The organism is Lachnospira pectinoschiza (genome assembly GCF_900103815.1).
Classification (GTDB): domain Bacteria; phylum Bacillota; class Clostridia; order Lachnospirales; family Lachnospiraceae; genus Lachnospira; species Lachnospira pectinoschiza_B.
In genome coordinates this window covers 39,146-55,574 of the sequence record NZ_FNHZ01000010.1, presented here as the reverse complement: position 1 = coordinate 55,574, position 16,429 = coordinate 39,146, and the positions used below count along the sequence as shown (strand labels likewise).

At 39.7% G+C, this 16,429-nt stretch carries 19 protein-coding genes and 1 pseudogene; 5 read left to right on the top strand and 15 right to left on the bottom strand.

Features of this window, described 5'->3' with window-relative positions; translation table 11 throughout:
• Nucleotides 1–271 precede the first annotated feature (271 nt).
• Nucleotides 272–1,420, bottom strand: coding sequence for a DUF4317 domain-containing protein (locus BLQ66_RS11505; RefSeq protein WP_074522274.1), 1,149 nt, complete (start codon nt 1,418–1,420; stop codon nt 272–274).
• Nucleotides 1,421–1,924: 504 nt separating this feature from the next.
• Here BLQ66_RS11505 and msrA point away from each other — a divergent pair.
• On the top strand, nt 1,925–2,800 hold the full coding sequence (msrA, locus tag BLQ66_RS11815; protein ID WP_180364725.1) for a peptide-methionine (S)-S-oxide reductase MsrA: 876 nt from the start codon (nt 1,925–1,927) through the stop codon (nt 2,798–2,800).
• Between the two features lie 98 nt (nt 2,801–2,898).
• Here msrA and BLQ66_RS11490 read toward each other — a convergent pair whose 3' ends face one another.
• The 7 genes from BLQ66_RS11490 to BLQ66_RS11465 form a co-directional block, all read right to left on the bottom strand.
• Nucleotides 2,899–3,705 carry an ABC transporter ATP-binding protein gene (locus BLQ66_RS11490; protein WP_074522273.1) on the bottom strand — a complete coding sequence of 269 codons (807 nt, stop codon included), beginning with the start codon at nt 3,703–3,705 and terminating at the stop codon, nt 2,899–2,901.
• A complete protein-coding gene (locus tag BLQ66_RS11485) occupies nt 3,705–4,697 on the bottom strand; it encodes a FecCD family ABC transporter permease (RefSeq protein ID WP_074522272.1) in 993 nt (330 codons plus the stop codon). Before BLQ66_RS11485 ends, BLQ66_RS11490 begins: the two co-directional genes overlap by 1 nt.
• Entirely contained in the window at nt 4,694–5,692 is a 999-nt protein-coding gene (locus BLQ66_RS11480; RefSeq protein ID WP_074522271.1) for a FecCD family ABC transporter permease, read from the bottom strand. The genes BLQ66_RS11485 and BLQ66_RS11480 overlap by 4 nt, the downstream gene beginning before the upstream one ends.
• Nucleotides 5,682–6,722, bottom strand: coding sequence for an iron-siderophore ABC transporter substrate-binding protein (locus tag BLQ66_RS11475; protein WP_074522270.1), 1,041 nt, complete (start codon nt 6,720–6,722; stop codon nt 5,682–5,684). Before BLQ66_RS11475 ends, BLQ66_RS11480 begins: the two co-directional genes overlap by 11 nt.
• A 189-nt stretch (nt 6,723–6,911) precedes the next feature.
• Nucleotides 6,912–7,691 carry a protein-ADP-ribose hydrolase gene (locus BLQ66_RS11470; RefSeq protein WP_074522269.1) on the bottom strand — a complete coding sequence of 260 codons (780 nt, stop codon included), beginning with the start codon at nt 7,689–7,691 and terminating at the stop codon, nt 6,912–6,914.
• Nucleotides 7,692–7,727: 36 nt separating this feature from the next.
• The gene (locus BLQ66_RS12070) at nt 7,728–7,865 is read right to left on the bottom strand and encodes a hypothetical protein (RefSeq protein WP_180364724.1); all 138 of its coding nucleotides are present in this window, start codon (nt 7,863–7,865) and stop codon (nt 7,728–7,730) included.
• 77 nt (nt 7,866–7,942) lie between these two features.
• Nucleotides 7,943–8,446 (bottom strand): DUF4368 domain-containing protein, encoded by a 504-nt coding sequence (locus BLQ66_RS11465; RefSeq protein WP_180364723.1) that lies wholly within the window; start codon nt 8,444–8,446, stop codon nt 7,943–7,945.
• A 252-nt stretch (nt 8,447–8,698) separates the two neighbouring features.
• Here BLQ66_RS11465 and BLQ66_RS11460 point away from each other — a divergent pair.
• The 3 genes and pseudogenes from BLQ66_RS11460 to BLQ66_RS12380 form a co-directional block, all read left to right on the top strand.
• Nucleotides 8,699–8,971 (top strand): annotated as a pseudogene (locus BLQ66_RS11460) (ATP-binding protein); the annotation flags it as partial.
• A gap of 450 nt (nt 8,972–9,421) precedes the next feature.
• A complete protein-coding gene (gene mobQ, locus BLQ66_RS12385) occupies nt 9,422–10,351 on the top strand; it encodes a MobQ family relaxase (protein WP_330389868.1) in 930 nt (309 codons plus the stop codon).
• Complete coding sequence (locus tag BLQ66_RS12380; RefSeq protein ID WP_330389866.1) at nt 10,293–10,991, top strand: hypothetical protein; 699 nt, start codon at nt 10,293–10,295, stop codon at nt 10,989–10,991. The genes mobQ and BLQ66_RS12380 overlap by 59 nt, the downstream gene beginning before the upstream one ends.
• A gap of 92 nt (nt 10,992–11,083) precedes the next feature.
• Here the strand turns inward: BLQ66_RS12380 and BLQ66_RS11450 are convergent, their stop codons facing one another.
• The 6 genes from BLQ66_RS11450 to BLQ66_RS11430 all read right to left on the bottom strand — a co-directional run bounded on the left by BLQ66_RS11450 (nt 11,084) and on the right by BLQ66_RS11430 (nt 14,360).
• The gene (locus BLQ66_RS11450; RefSeq protein ID WP_143453014.1) at nt 11,084–11,821 is read right to left on the bottom strand and encodes a cyclophilin-like fold protein; all 738 of its coding nucleotides are present in this window, start codon (nt 11,819–11,821) and stop codon (nt 11,084–11,086) included.
• Nucleotide 11,822: 1 nt separating this feature from the next.
• Nucleotides 11,823–11,966, bottom strand: coding sequence for a hypothetical protein (locus BLQ66_RS12180; protein WP_242869351.1), 144 nt, complete (start codon nt 11,964–11,966; stop codon nt 11,823–11,825).
• Nucleotides 11,967–12,320 (bottom strand): cyclophilin-like fold protein, encoded by a 354-nt coding sequence (locus BLQ66_RS11445; RefSeq protein WP_074522265.1) that lies wholly within the window; start codon nt 12,318–12,320, stop codon nt 11,967–11,969.
• A gap of 23 nt (nt 12,321–12,343) precedes the next feature.
• Nucleotides 12,344–12,697, bottom strand: coding sequence for a cyclophilin-like fold protein (locus tag BLQ66_RS11440; protein ID WP_074522264.1), 354 nt, complete (start codon nt 12,695–12,697; stop codon nt 12,344–12,346).
• Entirely contained in the window at nt 12,687–13,298 is a 612-nt protein-coding gene (locus BLQ66_RS11435) for a flavodoxin family protein (protein ID WP_242869349.1), read from the bottom strand. Before BLQ66_RS11435 ends, BLQ66_RS11440 begins: the two co-directional genes overlap by 11 nt.
• A 93-nt stretch (nt 13,299–13,391) precedes the next feature.
• Nucleotides 13,392–14,360: an alpha/beta hydrolase gene (locus BLQ66_RS11430; protein ID WP_074522285.1), complete on the bottom strand. Its 969-nt coding sequence runs from the start codon at nt 14,358–14,360 to the stop codon at nt 13,392–13,394.
• Between the two features lie 148 nt (nt 14,361–14,508).
• Between BLQ66_RS11430 and BLQ66_RS11425 the strand changes: the two genes are divergently transcribed.
• Nucleotides 14,509–14,967, top strand: a complete 459-nt coding sequence (locus BLQ66_RS11425; RefSeq protein WP_074522263.1) for a MerR family transcriptional regulator — start codon at nt 14,509–14,511, stop codon at nt 14,965–14,967.
• 56 nt (nt 14,968–15,023) lie between these two features.
• Here BLQ66_RS11425 and BLQ66_RS11420 read toward each other — a convergent pair whose 3' ends face one another.
• The gene (locus tag BLQ66_RS11420; RefSeq protein ID WP_074522262.1) at nt 15,024–16,427 is read right to left on the bottom strand and encodes a glycoside hydrolase family 1 protein; all 1,404 of its coding nucleotides are present in this window, start codon (nt 16,425–16,427) and stop codon (nt 15,024–15,026) included.
• Nucleotides 16,428–16,429: the final 2 nt, after the last annotated feature.

The following is a 16,429-nucleotide window of genomic DNA, read 5'->3' as shown; positions in this document are numbered from 1 at the left end:
ATCTCTCCTGGTAGGCAAACAGCGAAGCGCTTTTGCCGTACACCCCTCCCTCGGGAGGGCGTGAAAGTCGCGGGGGTGTCGGGCGCGGGGAGCAGGTGTTTCATAAAGGACAATGTAGACGCGTCGGTGGTTAGGCCTTCAAGTCTGAAAGCCCGTAGGGCGACAAGACACAGAAGGCCTTACCCACCGCTACGTGGCTACCTTAGCGAGAGCGTGTCCTTTAGGGAACAGACTGCTCCAAGCGCCCTCCCCCCGGGACTCTCTCCCCTCTCTACCTCTCGATAACCTCCCCAGTCTCAGGATTTACCGAAATTCCATTTACCTCCAATCTCTCATCAATCTCAATTACAAGACACTGCTTGCCATCGATAATCTGAGTTGTTACAAGGTCTGTTTTATCAGGGTTTATCTTAACAACAACGTCCGGTGTCTTAACTTCAAACTTTCTAGCAGGCACAATGTTTGTAGCTGCAAGCTTACCGTCCTCACCAGTTGCCATTTCAAAATGTTCTTCAAAATTTTCTAACTTCTCTTCCTTAACACCACTCTTTTCTAAGACCTCGCGAACCTCAGTCTTATCAAGCATTACAGGTGCTAAAGATTCCTTTTTCTTCTCTGCGATTTTCTCGTTTAGATTTTCATGAATATTCTTAACGATTTCATAGTTAGAATCCTCGCCAAGAGTCTCAGTTACAAGATTATTAAAAGTCTCCTTCTGATCTACGGCACCCATAGGCTCGTTGACCATAAGTACATTTTCAATAACGCCATGCTGGAAATCGTTAGCATCCTTAGTGTAGAAAAGTGTCATGTCAGTGTTGCTTGTTCGCTCGTTAAACGCAGGGAACAAGAAGCCCACATCCGGCAAATCCACCATATGGCTCTGAATCTGATTGTGGAAAGCCTTGTCATCCTCGTTGTAGCCAAGGCCCGGCTTTGAAAGGCTTACATGGCAAATGCTACACAAAATGTAACTAAACACTTCCTCGGAAGCATCTTCCATCTCGATGTTATCGTTAGTAATTGATGGAATGTCGTATGCCTGATGGATAAGCAAAATCAAGTAATTGCCAGGATAATAGTAGTTCTCGATGATCTTGTCGTAGAGTTGATTAACCACCGCATCATCCTTTAATTCTGAATCTCTTAATTTAAGAAGAAATTCCTGCGAGCCGCCTGCTTCATAGGCTCCCTCGTTAAACTGCATATCAAGAAGATTTTTACCAGGAGTTCCTGATAAAGATTTTTTGAAAATGTCAAAATACTTGTGCTTTTCCTCCTCTGGAAGATTTAAAAAATTCTCTGTAAATGTAGTGACTTTGTTCTTCTCTCCGTCAACATAACAGCCACAAAGTCTTGAAATTCCACACTCTTCAAGTGTGTACTGTGCTTTAATCTCATTAATTTCTTTTCTAGTCATATTCTTACCACTCTCTGCGATATCGCTAAATTTTAAAGGTCCAAATTCTCTGATAGAGCCCTCTTTTACTGGGTTAAATCATGATTTAACCCTCTAGTTTCTCGCTATTTTTGCATAAGACTAATTTACCACTAATTCGACTTATGAGGCAAGGAGATATTTGAAAGATTTAAGGGGGATTACTCACCCCCTCACCCCCACTTTACCATTACTCCCCCAACTTTAGAATTCCCCACTGTACAGATGTCAATTCTATGATAAAATAGTATAAAATTTAACTCAGTCGGGATACAAGCTCCGACTGTGTTAAACGCTCCGCGAGGATGCGCACGGATTCGGACAGGAATTTGTCTGCAGTAGGAACATCAGCCATTAGAATTTTGCTTCGCAAAATAAGGCTGACGCTAAGTAGCAAACACGGAGTGTTTGCTACATTTGAAGCAGACCCGAATCCGGCGCGCAAGACTCACGAGCGAGTCTTGACTTACGCAAAGGAAAATGAAAATGACAATTTTACAAAACGAAATTATTGAGATTGGGCTTGATGAAAACAGCCCTAAGAACACATTTGCAATTACTAAGAATTCGCAGACAGTCGGACTTGTAAAATTTAACGAGAAGTCCGAGATTTATTTTGAAATTGATGAAGATAAGCGTGGCAATCACTACGCTAGCAACGCTCTCTTCCTACTTATGCCACATATTCACGAGGTTTTACACGAACCAATAGTTCATGCCATCGTGGCTAAGTCAAACGAAATGGCTATTCACTGTCTTGAACACAACGGCTTTGAACCAATTTCTAAGGATGATACTAATCTTTACTACGAACACAGAATTTACGAAACTAGATTAGATGACAACTACGAAGCGCCAGAAGGTCAAAAGGTGATTTATCTTGCAGGGGGTTGCTTCTGGGGTATGGAAAGAGCCTTTAAAGAATTAAAGGGTGTCACAGAAACTGTAGTTGGTTATGCCAACGGACATGTAAAGAACCCTAGTTACGAGGAGGTTTGCAGACATGAAACAGGTTTTAGAGAGTGCATTCGTGTAACCTACAATCCTGAGCTTACAAGCACTGAGACAATCCTTAAGGCTTACTTTATCTGCGTTGATCCAACACAGGCTGACGGTCAGGGTGGAGATATTGGAGAGCAGTATCTTCTTGGAATTTACTACAAGGATGAGGAGCTTAAAACAGTAGTTTCTTCTTATTTAAAAGAAGAGGAAAAGAAATACTCTGAATTTCACGTAGAAAACAAGCCACTTGATTGCTTCTATGAAGCTGAAGAATATCACCAGGACTATTTACTTAAGAACCCTAATGGTTACTGTCACATTACTAGAGTTGAAATTGACAAGATTAAGGAACTTAATTAATAACAAAAATGTATATCTAAATAAAAAGAAGAAGTTAAATCATCATTTAACTTCTTCTTTTTGATGTTATATTTCACATATAAATTTCAAAATACTTCTTATTTCTCAAAATTATAATCATGTGAACTTATTGGAACTACGATAGGACTTGCAGAAATCGGATCCTGAATAACAACACTATCGATTCCATAGATTTCCTTAATAGTCTCTGGCACCACAATCTTAGTTGGTGTGCCTTCTGTAAGAAGCTTTCCATTTTTCATTGCAAAGATATAATCTGCGTATTTTGAGGAAAGATTAATATCGTGTAAAACCATGACTATTGTGATTTTCTTAGTCATGTTAAGCTCCTTTAAAAGATCTAAAATCTCAATCTGATAAGCAATATCAAGATATGTGGTTGGTTCATCTAAAAATAAAATGTCTGTCTCCTGAGCTAGTGCCATGGCAATAAAGACTCTCTGACGCTGACCACCAGATAATTCATCAATACTTCTATCCGCCAAGTCCTTGATTTTCATTGCTTCCATTGCCTCTTCTATAGCTCTGTAATCCTCGCACTTTAAAGGCGACATGAAATTTCTATAAGGAAAACGACCTCTTGATACTAATTCTTCCACCTTTATGCCCTCTGGAGCAATTAAAGTCTGTGGAAGTAAGCCAATAGTTTTAGCGATTTCCTTAGATTTTATGCAAAGCAAAGACTTATCATCAAGTAAAATTTCGCCTTTGGCTGGTAATAATAATCTTGCAAATGTTTTTAAAAGGGTAGATTTACCACTACCATTTGAGCCTAAAATAACACTGATTTTATTTTCAGGAATGTGTAGATTTACGGATTTTAATATATTTTCATTACCATAACCTACACAAATATTGTTAGCTAAAAGTGTGTGTTTCTTCATTATGCCTTTCCTTTCCTGTGCTGATAAATTAAGAGATAAATCAAGTAGGGAGCCCCTAAAATTCCTGTAACTACGCCAACTGGATATCTTGTTATTAGTAAATTTTCACCTACAAAATCACCAGCTAGAACAAGAATTGCCCCAACTAAACCTGACGATAATATATTTGACTGATTTCTTCCGCAAATCCTTGCGGCAATTGGACCCGACAAAAATGCAATTGATGCAATAGGGCCTGCAATTGCTGTTGCGAAGGCGATAAGCATAACCGCACAAATGATTAAAAGGGCTCTGACGCGATTTACTCTAACGCCGTGAATCACTGCGATTTGCTCCCCTAAAGCTATGGATTGAAGACTGTGTCTAAAGCCAATAACTGTTAGTCCGCAAACTATAACAACTATAAAAAGCATAGGCAAAGATTCAGTAACTATGCCGTTTAAATTACCATTTAACCATCTCATGGCCGTTGGCACATCGTACTCCGCCGCCTTCATAATCATCCAATTTGTCAGGGCACTAAAGAAGGCCTGAAAGCCGATTCCTACGAGGATTAAGCGGTTTGTTGAAAATTTATCTCTATAGGAGATTTTATAAATCACCAAAGCTACCACAATTCCTGCAATTACGGAAATAAAGGACACCAGGTTTCTATTTAGTCTTAAAAATAGAATGCAATAGACCGCAGCTACTGTTGAACCTGATGAAACTCCGATAATATCTGGACTTGCCAAAGGATTATTAAGTAAAGTTTGGAAAATGTTACCTGCGATTCCAAAGGCAAAACCACAAAGAATTGCAGCATAGATTCTTGGAAGTCTTAAGCGGGTAATGATGAAGGCCCCGGTGTTACTCATTTTCAATAAAACCTTAAAAACCTGGTCTAGGCTGTAATTTACCGTTCCAAAGCACAAGCTAATTAAGGCGAGAGCTAAAACAAGGCCTGCTAATATACATAATTTAATAACGTAAATTCTCTTACTCTTTCTCATAGATTAGAAACCTTTGCCTTTCTGACCAAAAAGATGAAAACAGGGGCACCAATTAAGGCTGTCATAATTCCTGATTCAAGTTCTGCTGGACGTCCTAAAATTCTACCCAAAACGTCTGAGAAAAGTAGAATTGAACTGCCATACACAGCGCTAATCGCAATAAGGGGTGCGTGATTAGAACCTATTAGCATTCTTACAAAATGCGGCACCATAAGGCCAATAAAACTAATGGGACCTGCAAGAGCTGTTGATGTGGCGCAAAGTAAAACACCGCAAATGGCTGCAATAATCTTAGTTCGATTTACATTTAAGCCAAGAGCAATGGCCGTTTCTTCTGATAAAGAAAGGGTATTTAAACTATTTGACATACACAAGCTGACAACTATAGCCAAAATTGTGATAGGTAAAATGAGTTTAATGTCCTCATAATTTGTACCGCCGATACTTCCGATTTGCCAAAATCTATAAGTTGTCATGACGTTGCTATTAGGCATAACAATCATGCTTATAACTGAGGATAGGGCGATGCTTATAGCCGAACCTGAAAGGGCAAGTTTAATAGGTGTTGCCCCACCAAAACCAAAGGAAGCAAGTCTATAAACTAAAAGAGCTGCAAGCATAGCGCCTAAAAAGGCGAGGCCTATATATGATATTTTTGATTGTATATTTAAAAATGTAATGCCAAGCACTATAAATAAAGAGGCTCCGGAATTGACCCCTAAAATACTTGGATCTGCTATTGGGTTTTTAGTGATGGACTGCATTAACACCCCGGAAATGCTAAGGGACGCTCCTGCAATTATTCCAAAAATCGTTCTTGGAATTCTAGCCTTTACAACATTGATATTGTAATCTGCGCTTTTACCGCCAAACACTGCCTTTGCTACATCTAAAAAAGCTACGGATTTTGCTCCGTAGCTTATAGATACAAAAGCAGCTATCATTAAAATTAATATTCCAAGAAAAAATACAAATGCAATTTTCTTATTCTTCATCGATATTCTTAGCTGCCTCACTTATTGCTGATAAATAGTCATCAATCGCATATGGGATTGAAAGGATTGATGGAGTAATTGATGCTGCAAGTGTTGATGTTGAATCAATCAATACTACTGCATCATTCTTTACTGCTGGAATCTGACTCATTAAAGGATCTGCCTTTAAGGCTTCAAGTAAGCCCTCGTCGCCATAAACTACCATAATGTCAACATCATTTAAAAGCTCTGCATTTTCTCTAGAGATTGTAACCGAGAAATCTTCTGTGCTTGATGCTAGTGAAAGAATGCTTTCAGGTGTTGTAAAGCCTAAATCATTAAGGTATGAAGCTCGTGGGTCAGATGGTAAGTATGCGTAAAATGTACTCATGTCATCCTGTGAGATCCAGAAGAATGCTGCTGTCTTTCCCTCTAATTCTGGGTAGTTAGCTAACTTATCTGAAATGAGTGCATCTGTTTCTTCAACTAATGCCTCACCCTCTTCTTTCATACCGATTGCTGTAGCATTTGTAATAGTCTGCTCTCTCCAATCAGTCTTCCAAGCTGTTTCAAGATAAGGAATTACAGGAGCGATTTCAGAAAGTAAATTGTACTCTTCTTCTGTCATACCTGAATATGAAGCAATAATAATATCTGGCTGTGCTGCAGCAATTGCTTCATAGTCCCAACCTGTTTCATCGTTAAATACGTTAGGATTTGTTTCTCCTAAATTGTTAAAAGCTTCCTCAGTCCAGAGGTGGAGCTTGTTGTCTGTCATCTTACCGAAGTTTGCGGCAGATACTCCCACTGGAACTACCCCTAAAGCTAAGATAGCATCCTGATTTGCCCAAGAAAGTGTTACTACTCTTTCTGGCTGACTTGTAATAGTTGTCTCGCCAAAAGCATGCTCTATTGTAATCGGAAATTCTGCAGATGCCTCTACAGATATTCCACTCTTTTGATCCTGACTCTTTGAACTAGTGCCACATCCCATAACTGCTGTAGCTAAAATAGTTAAAGTCATTAATAATGCGAAAATTTTACCTCTCATTAAGTTTTTTCCTCCTATCTTTAGTTAGCGTTTGCTAACAGGACAATAATTTAGCATAAAGTATTTAGTTTTGTCAAATTATTTTTGGTTTAATTTAATTAAGCATAATTTTTTATCAATAATTTTCTCCTATCTGTTCTAAAAAATGCAAATACCCCGCCAAAAGACAACCTTCTAGCGGGGAAATGCTTAATTTAATATCTCATTGTAAAGTTTATAATCTATATCCTTAAAGACATTAAAAACTACCTTAATGTCGTAATCATTTTCTTTTAACCAATCCATCACAGTTGCCGTTGCAATCTGGGCTGCTCTAGTATTTGGGAAACTAAAAACTCCTGTTGAAATACAACAAAAAGCGATTGAACTCAGTTCATTTTCACGAGCCAGATTAAGGCAAGACCTATAGCATGAAGCTAGGAGTTCTTCATGTCTTTTAGTTAACCTGCCCTGCACAATTGGACCAACTGTGTGGATTACATGCTTTGCCGGAAGGTTGTAGGCTTTAGTTATCTTAGCTCCACCTGTCTTTTCAGCAAATCCTTGCTTTTCCATTATCTCGTTACATTCAAGCCTTAACTGGATGCCAGCCTTCGAATGAATTATATTATCTATGCAAGAGTGAAGGGGGCTAAAGCAGCCAAGCATAGCCGAATTGGCAGCGTTGACAATGGCATCTAGCTTAAGCCTTGTAATGTCACCTTGATATATGAAAATGTTACTATTTGCCTTGGTCTTTTCTAAGTCCTCTAATGACACAAAACCATTTTTAGCATTTTCCGTAAGTAAGTATCCATCCTGTATCTTAAGAAATTCCTCGCTAATTGGTTTCGCCTCACGCACATTCATCAAAGCCCTTAGAAAGTCCTTCTTTTCCTGTTGTGTTTTTGGTATGTCATAATTTTTATAATAAGGATCTTCATTTTGAAGCTCCTTTATTAAAAAAAGTAATCTCTCGTCTTGCGTCATTGTTTTCACCTTCCTTTAATCTATATATACCCCAGCTTAGTTTTTAAGAAACTGGTCTAGAATCTCATCTACATCAGCATCTATACAGATACTTCTATCCTCAATTTCCACTGGGCTATAGCTTTCACCGTAATTGATGCAAGCATAAGTTGCTTTTTCATTTGCATCTGTCATCTCCCAGAAAGGATACTTAATGATAACTGGGGTGTTTTATTTATTGCGCACCATATAGGTATAAAGGAAGGTCACCATCAAGCTGACACTTCCTCTTCCTCATTTTTAGGTCTGCCTCTGTGTCTGATCTTTGGTGCCAATAGATCGTCTCCCTCCTGATTACCGACTCTGCCAATGAAACGGTAGTAAATATCTACCTTCATCACAATGGCATCTCCCTCCACTTCCTTCTCATGGACTACTACCTTATCAATCAAGGTGTGTAGCAACTCCGAAGTCAGTTCTGTGATATCTGTGTATTTCTCCACTAGACTGGCAAACTGTTTGGCATCCTTCATTTGCTTTGCATCGCCGTTCAGTAAATCTTGAAGTTCTGACGTTTTTGATTTTAATTGTTGTGATTCCTTTTCAAAACTTGCAGACATAGAAGCATATCTTTCATCGGATATTTTTCCAAAAGCATTGTCCTCATACAATTTCTGTAAGAGCATGTCTAATTCACTCAGTCTCTTTAGTCCTGCATCCAATTCCTTCTGATAAGAAGCCCTCTCACCAGTCATTCCATGCTCAGCAACCTGCAAAAGAAATCTGTCTGTCAGGGAGACAGAAAACTGTCAGTGTGATGGAAAGAAACCTATCCCCGTGACAGACAGAAAACCGTCCACTAATAAGAACTATAAAACAAATAACTATTTAAAAAGAAATACTACTTTCACTTATGAATGCAAGGAGGATGAAAGCCTATGACAAATATCGAAATTGATGAAATCACAATCTCTAATGAACTTAAGGAATATGAAAAACGTGAATTTCAAATCAAAGTGTCCCAAATGAAATCAGCCGGACTCCAGGACAAAGCACTCTATGATTACAACTTTGATAATGACACCGGAATCAATCCAGAAATGAAACACGCTCACACCTATGTAGACCGATGGGATGAGATGTTTCAAGAAAATACAGGGCTCCTGCTCTGGGGCGATGTAGGTACCGGAAAATCATTTTTCGCCGGATGCATTGCCAATGCTCTGCTTGATAAATGTGTCCCTGTCCTTATGACAAACTTTACTAAAATACTGAACTCTCTTACCGGAATGTTTTCCGAAGTTGGAAGCTCGCCTAAAGGATATGTAACAAACTAATCTCCCTGATAAGGGCGCGCTTACTCACCACCCACTTTGTGGGCGGTGGTATCCCTCCCTTTGTCGGGGTGCATGACGTCCAGTGGACGTCAGTTCTGCACCGACCGGAACGGAGTGGAGACCGTGCGCTCTTCACAAAGCACCTGCGGTGTTTCTCCAGAGGGGGCAGGGAATGTTACAGACCACCATTCCCTGTGCAGACGGCTACCTATCTTCGATAGCAGTGATTCTCATAGCAGTTGCTCCGGCACCTGCGCCGTCTGCATATCAAGCCTTCTATAAGGCATCAGGCTTGATTGCTACAACAATCCCCCGGAGTGTTGTAGCCCTGTGGTCTCACTGATAAATCAGCAATACCACTTTCTCTTTTCAAGGAGAAACAGAAATCAAAAATACAAAAAGGGAGGATACACAATGGCAATATATCATTTACAAGCAAAAGTAATCAGTCGCGGTGCTGGAAGATCTGCTGTCGCAGCGGCAGCTTATATGAGCTGTTCTGCAATCTATAATGACTATGATGGCATCCAGCACGATTTTACAAGAAAACACGGACTCGTTTGGCAGGAAGTATTCCTACCTCCAAATGCTCCCCCTGAATGGCATGACCGTTCTGTTTTATGGAATGCAGTTGAGGAAAATGAAAATACCAAGGATAGCCGGTTGGCAAGAGAATTTGTAGTGGTTCTACCTATCGAATTAGATACAGCGGCAAACAAAGAATTATTAAAACGATATATCACCGGTCAGTTCGTTGATGATGGAATGTGTGCAGATGTAGCGATCCATGACACCGATGGTCACAATCCACATGCTCATATCATGCTAACAGTTCGACCATTGGATGAGCTTGGAAACTGGCAATATAAAACTGAAAAAGAATATCTTTGTATGAAAGATGGAGAAGAAAAAGGCTTTACTGCAAAAGAATTTAAGGCAGCTCAGAAAGATGGTTGGGAAAAGCAATATCGTTATAAAATCGGCAAAAAGAAGGTGTGGCTTCCTCCATCACAGGCTGGTGACTATGAACGTGTAGACAAGCACCCAAAGAGCACAAAGTTCGGACGACAAAATCCTATCACAGCCCGGTGGAACAGTGAAGAACAGCTTCTAATCTACCGTGAAGCCTGGGCTGAAACCGTCAATCGTTCCTTAGAATCCTATGGATTTAAAGAAAGAATTGATCACCGCAGTTTTGCTGAAAGAGGCATCCTCAAACAGCCAACAATCCATGAAGGAGTCTATTCCAAATATTGCAAATGCAATGGAAGAACTCCGGGGTCATATGATTGTTCTGGAGTATCAGCTTCTCTCCAACCACTCCAAACAGAAAGATGCAAGTGATTGGCTGAAAAGATACTCTCCTTCCATTGCAGAGTATAAGAAAGTAAAGCAAGCAATCTCTGCGAAACAAAAAGAGAAAAAAGAACTCCTTGCTGAGAAGCAATCTCTCTCCATCTTAAATCCGGTACGGCATATGCAGATCAGCAAGAGGCTGACAGAATTATCCGAAGACATCGAGGAGTTAAAATTCAAGAAATCAGATCTTATGCTGAATATGTACTGCAATAGCGATAAAGAAATACAGGAAGTCGAAAGTACCTGCAAGACAGCCTCCCACAATCTAGAAATCCTGCAAAATGAAAATACCTCTCTGGAAAAAGCTCTATCAGATGACACCGAACGATATCAAGCATTGGAATCATCTGTTGCACCTACCCAAACCGCCGAGCTACTGGATGAACGTATTAAGTGTAGACCTACTATCCGAGATAAAATTAGGAGCACTTTGAAAACACTCTTTCGCACTCAACCTAATGATGATCTCATCTACGATGCCGAAAAGAACGTCACTAAAATGCTCCATGAAGATCCTCACCAGTTCAGAGAACGTTCCATCGAGCTTCGTATGAAGGAAGAAGAACAGAGACGAGCTGAACAGCCACAGCAGGAAAACAATCGCCTCAGATCTCGCGGAAGATAAAAATACAGCTACCAAAGAGTCTATTCTCTCTTTGGTAGCTGCTTTTCTCTAACAGTAGGTTTTCTATTATTTATTTGTAAGTAACATTGAAATTACTCTACTTTTTCTATGGTTATAGTTCCTGATAACTCTTTTATATATTCTTCACCAGCTATCACACTTCCCAATTCATATAGTCCACTTGCACTGCCAAAATCCCTATAGAACATTACCACATCACCCCATGGTGCATAATAAGCAAGCGAACCGGCCTCGCTGTCTGCTAGTGGTGTATCACTTGTATTAAGCTCCTTTGGTGGATAATATATTTTTTCATCCGTGCTATAATTCTGAACTTCAATCGTAAGAGGAAGCTGGTCATATAAATCATTTGCTGCGGGGCTTCCGTTCAACTCATAAATGATTGTATTCCCATTTGCTGTTACTTTTATCTGCTTTACAGACGATTCCTTCTCAGTCACTTTCTCTGCAGCAAAAGATTCTTCCTCTACCGCTTGAATGGTAATCTCACCAGACATTCCTTCAATGTTATTTACTCCACTTAATGCCACACCCAGCCGATGCATTTCATCGCCAGCATAAAAATCTTCGTAAAGCATGAATACATCGCCCCAAGGCTCGTAATAACTGAGTTCGCCCTTTTTACCATCATGGTAACTCTCAGCATCTGTTACAGCTAACTTCTCAGGTGGATAGAACATCCATTGTGCATCCCGAAAATTGCTTAGTTCTAAGGTCAAAGGCAGTTGATCATATAATTCTTTCGCAGCTTTTGTGTCATATAGTTGGAAGGTAGCTTCCTTTTCTCCACATGTAACAGATACCACCATGTTAGATAATGGCAATCCGTTCACTTCTTCGGATGCTTGACTTTCTGTTACATTCTTCTGTCCACAAGCTGTTGTTACCAAACTCAGAATAATAAGGAACGCGCTTAACATCAAATATGTTCTTAAATTTTTCATATACTATCACCTACGCTAACTCCACAGTAACTTGTGTCCTTGATGGGAAATCAGCGACCTCGCTTATATACGCACCTTCAATATGTCCTACAATCATCATTCCCGGATAAGAGCCAGACTGCTCCTGTCCGCCATAAAGAAGTGCCAGCCAACCATCCGCCACACTGATATCACCATTCTTCCATCCGGTCTGTTTCTCTGAAGGATCAAATTTGCCTTCTGATAATGTACAACAAATATCAATTCCTGAATTACTTCCAGTAACCGTTACTGGTAATCTTTTAAAAAAATCCTTTGCAGCTACTGTATCATTTAATGTTGCTGGAATTTCTTTATTCCCAGCTATAATTTTTATCTTTGTCATTGCTTTGCAGCTCCTTTCAAAATTTATGCAAGCGATATGACGGCTGTGATATCTCTTCTTCCGAAAACTTTTTTAAGCCCTGCCTGATCGATGTTTTCAAATACACCAAGCTTTGTGAAGTTCCAATGGTTTGTATCATAGTAAAATACTAACTGGTTTCCACAATATAGGATAATATCTCCTGCCTTAGTCGTATACGGCTTATCGTTAGTAGGAAGTTTAAATCCGAGATTTCCTACTTTTTCAAAGTTTGCATAATCATTCATGTGGATTGTGATTGGACCGTCATTTAGTTTATCTGCAAAAGCCTTGGCAGATGAATTATTTTCCAATCTTGCTGTTAATGTTTCTCCGTTTACTTCTACCTTAATTGTCATTGCCTGATTCCTCCTTTTTTTCCACAGGTTCCTTTAACCGAAAAGCCTCTTCTTTGATTTCTGCCAAAGTTTCCTCCGTCACATCTTTTGCTACCAGCTTCATAAAATCAATATCTAACTTCAGGAATTCCTTAAAATTACGATTCAGTTCATAAATTGCTCCCTCGTACACATCATCGTCTCCGGAGCTTAAGATCATGCCTGCCTTTTTTAAGTTTGGCAGCTTCCCAGGATGTGCGATGGCATATGTCCTGTCTATTGCGCATTTCAACTGTCCGGAAAAACTGTGATAGTAAACAGGGGATGCTAAAACAAGCATATTTGCCTCTTTTAGCAGATCATAAATTTCCTGCATATCATCCCTCTGTACACATACGCCTTCACTCACTTTCTGGCAATGATCGCATCCAAGGCACCCGGCAATCCTTTTTCTACAGACATCTACAATATCTACCTGATGTCCTCCCGTTCTAGCTCCTTCCGCAAATGCATTTACCATCTTCTTCGTATTTCCATTCGGTCTTGGACTTCCATTTAATACTAATATCTTCAATCCATGCATCTCCAAATTTTTTATTAAAATAGCCTTCTCAGATGTCATAACTGAAAAGGCTATCTGTATAATCCTATTTTAATTCCTGACAATGTAAAATTCAATTTCCACTATTGCCACCCGTGTGGCATTAAGCATATTTTACATATTTTTCTTGTAAAACTCCTCAATCTTATCAAAAGGAATGATAGCTTTCTGATCATAAAGATCTATATGAGATGCTCCTGGAATACTAATGAATTCTTTATTGTCACCCTTTAATCTTGCATATGCATCCTTGCTAAAATAGTAGCTGTGTGCTTCCTCTCCGTGTACAAGAAGAACTGCATTTCTAATTTCCTCAATATAAGTTAATAATGGCATATTGAGAAGTGAAAGTGGTGATGTAACATTCCATCCACCATTAGAGTTTAAGGATCTCTTATGATATCCTCTGTCAGTCTTATAGTATGCAAAGTAATCTTTTACAAATTTTGGTGCATCCTCAGGAAGCGGATCAACCACACCACCTGCTAACGCATAGGAATCATTTCTGTAATCCACAGTTCTCTGCGCACTCATCACTTTACGCTTTTCGTATCTCTGCTCCTCTGTGTTCTCTGCGTCGAAATATCCGTTTGCTGTCACACGGGACATATCATACATGGTCATGGCTGCGGTTGCCTTAATTCTTGGATCAATTGCTGCGGCATTGAGTGCCATTCCGCCCCATCCACAGATACCAAGAATACCAATTCTCTCTGGATCTACATTCTCCTGTACCGAAAGGAAATCAACTGCTGCGCAGAAGTCTTCTGTATTAATATCAGGAGAAGCTACATACCTTGGCTGTCCACCGCTCTCACCTGTGTAGGATGGATCAAATGCTATTGTAAGATATCCTCGCTCTGCCATTTCCTGAGCATAGAGTCCGGAACACTGCTCCTTTACCGCACCAAATGGTCCGCTAACTGCAATTGCCGGAAGTTTTCCTGTTGCATTCTTAGGAACATACATATCTGCTGCCAATGTAATTCCATATCTGTTATGAAATGTTATTTTGCTATGATCTACTTTTTCACTCTTTGCAAATGTCTTATCCCATTCTGTTGTTAAATTTAATGTTTCCATCATTTTTACCTCTTCTTTCTCTTGACCATCTCTTTATGTCAAGTTATAATCTGTTTATCAAGTTCGAGTTAATCATACAACTTAAAGTTAACTTTAAGTCAATACCTTTTTTGAAAAATTTTAAAAAAATAGATTGGAGATTCAAATTATGTACTATACCGTTGGAGAAATCGCAAATTTACTGCACATTGCCCCATCTACCTTAAGATATTATGATAAAGAAGGACTTCTTCCTTTTGTAAATCGTTCTGGTGGTGGCATACGAGTATTTGAAGAAAAAGACTTTGAATGGCTCTACACTATTGAATGCCTAAAAAAAACAGGTATGCCTATCAAGGATATCAAGCCATTCATTGATTGGTGTATGGAAGGCGACAGCACAATTTCGCAGCGCAAGGTTCTCATTGAACGTCAGCGTCAGGTTATGTTAGAAAAGATGAAGAAAATGCAGGAAACCCTTGACATGCTTACTTATAAAAAGTGGTATTATGAAGTTGCCGAAGAAGCTGGCACCTGCAAAGTTCCAGATGAAATGGCAGATGAAGATGTTCCCGCTGAATTACTTGCCGCCAGAAAACGTTCCAAAAACGCACCCGAAGAAAAGTAATCCATACAAAATAATGCCTCCGTCTAGTCGCACTAACTAGACAGAGGCATTTGGGATTATAAATTTTTTGCATTTTCTTCAATCAGCTTCTTATACCAGTCAAAACTGTCTTTCTTAATTCGCTTCATCTCTTTCAGATCATCTTCCGTCCTGTCAACATATACGAATCCATATCTCTTATTATATCCCTGGTGAGTGCTAACCAGATCAATGAATGCCCACGGACAATATCCGATCAGATCTACCCCATCTGTAATCGCAAGCTGCGCCTGTTTAAAGTGATCACTCAGATAGTCAATGCGATAATCATCATGTACTTTACCATCTTCTGTTAAGACATCGTGAGTTCCCAGTCCATTCTCAGTAATGAGAATCGGCATATGATAGCGGTTATACACTCTTTCTAAGGTTACCCGGAGTCCGATTGGATCAATCAGCCATCCATACTTAGTCTGCTGTAAATGTGGATTCTGTGCAGCACGATACAAGCCTTCTTCTCCGACCATGACTTGCTGATCGCCGTTTCTTGGCTGACAATCATGTCCGTCATTCTTCGGTGCACTGACGGTTGCTGTTGCATAGTAATTAAGACCTAAGAAATCCGGTTTTGCCTTTGCAATTAAGTCCATATCTCCGTCAAAAATTTCCGGTTCATATCCTTTTTCGGTGAGATACGACCATACTGATGGTGTATATCTTCCATAGACTGCAATATCATAATACAGCCAGCATCTGATTGCTTCCCACATATCTGCTGCAAGTGCATCACTTGGATTACATTTTTCCGGATAAACAGCGATAATGTTCGGAGCTGGACCGATCTTCGCATTCGGACACATTTTTCTTAATAATAACGTTGCTTTTGCAGATGCAACAAACATATTGTGACACTGCTGATACAGTTCCTTTTTGTTAGGCACTTTTCCAGGATTCATTGCTGCCGGATGATTGATCATTACATTCTGCTCATTGATGGTAAGCCAGTAATTGACCTTACTTCCAAATCGCTCAAACAAAATTCTGGCATATTCTTCAAAAGCATCGATGGTTTCGCGATTCTCCCAACCCCCATTTTCATAGAGAGCAAGCGGCAGATCAAAATGATACATCGTAACGATTGGCTCAATGCTGTATTTATGAAGTTCATCCAAAAGTCTGTCATAAAACTGAATACCTGCTTCATTCACTGCTCCTCTTCCCTTTGGAAGTATTCTCGCCCATGAGATAGAAAAACGATATGCCTTGAGTCCTAGTTCTGCCATCAACGCCACATCCTCTTCCATATGGTGATAATGATCACTGGCGATCTTAAAGTCTGTAATTCCTTCTGGCGGCGTATGGGTATCCTGAATTGACATTCCCTTGCCATCTTCATTCCAAGCTCCCTCCACCTGATAAGCAGATGTAGATGCTCCCCAAAGAAAATCAGTTGGAAAATCTTTTAAATTCTTATAAAACATAT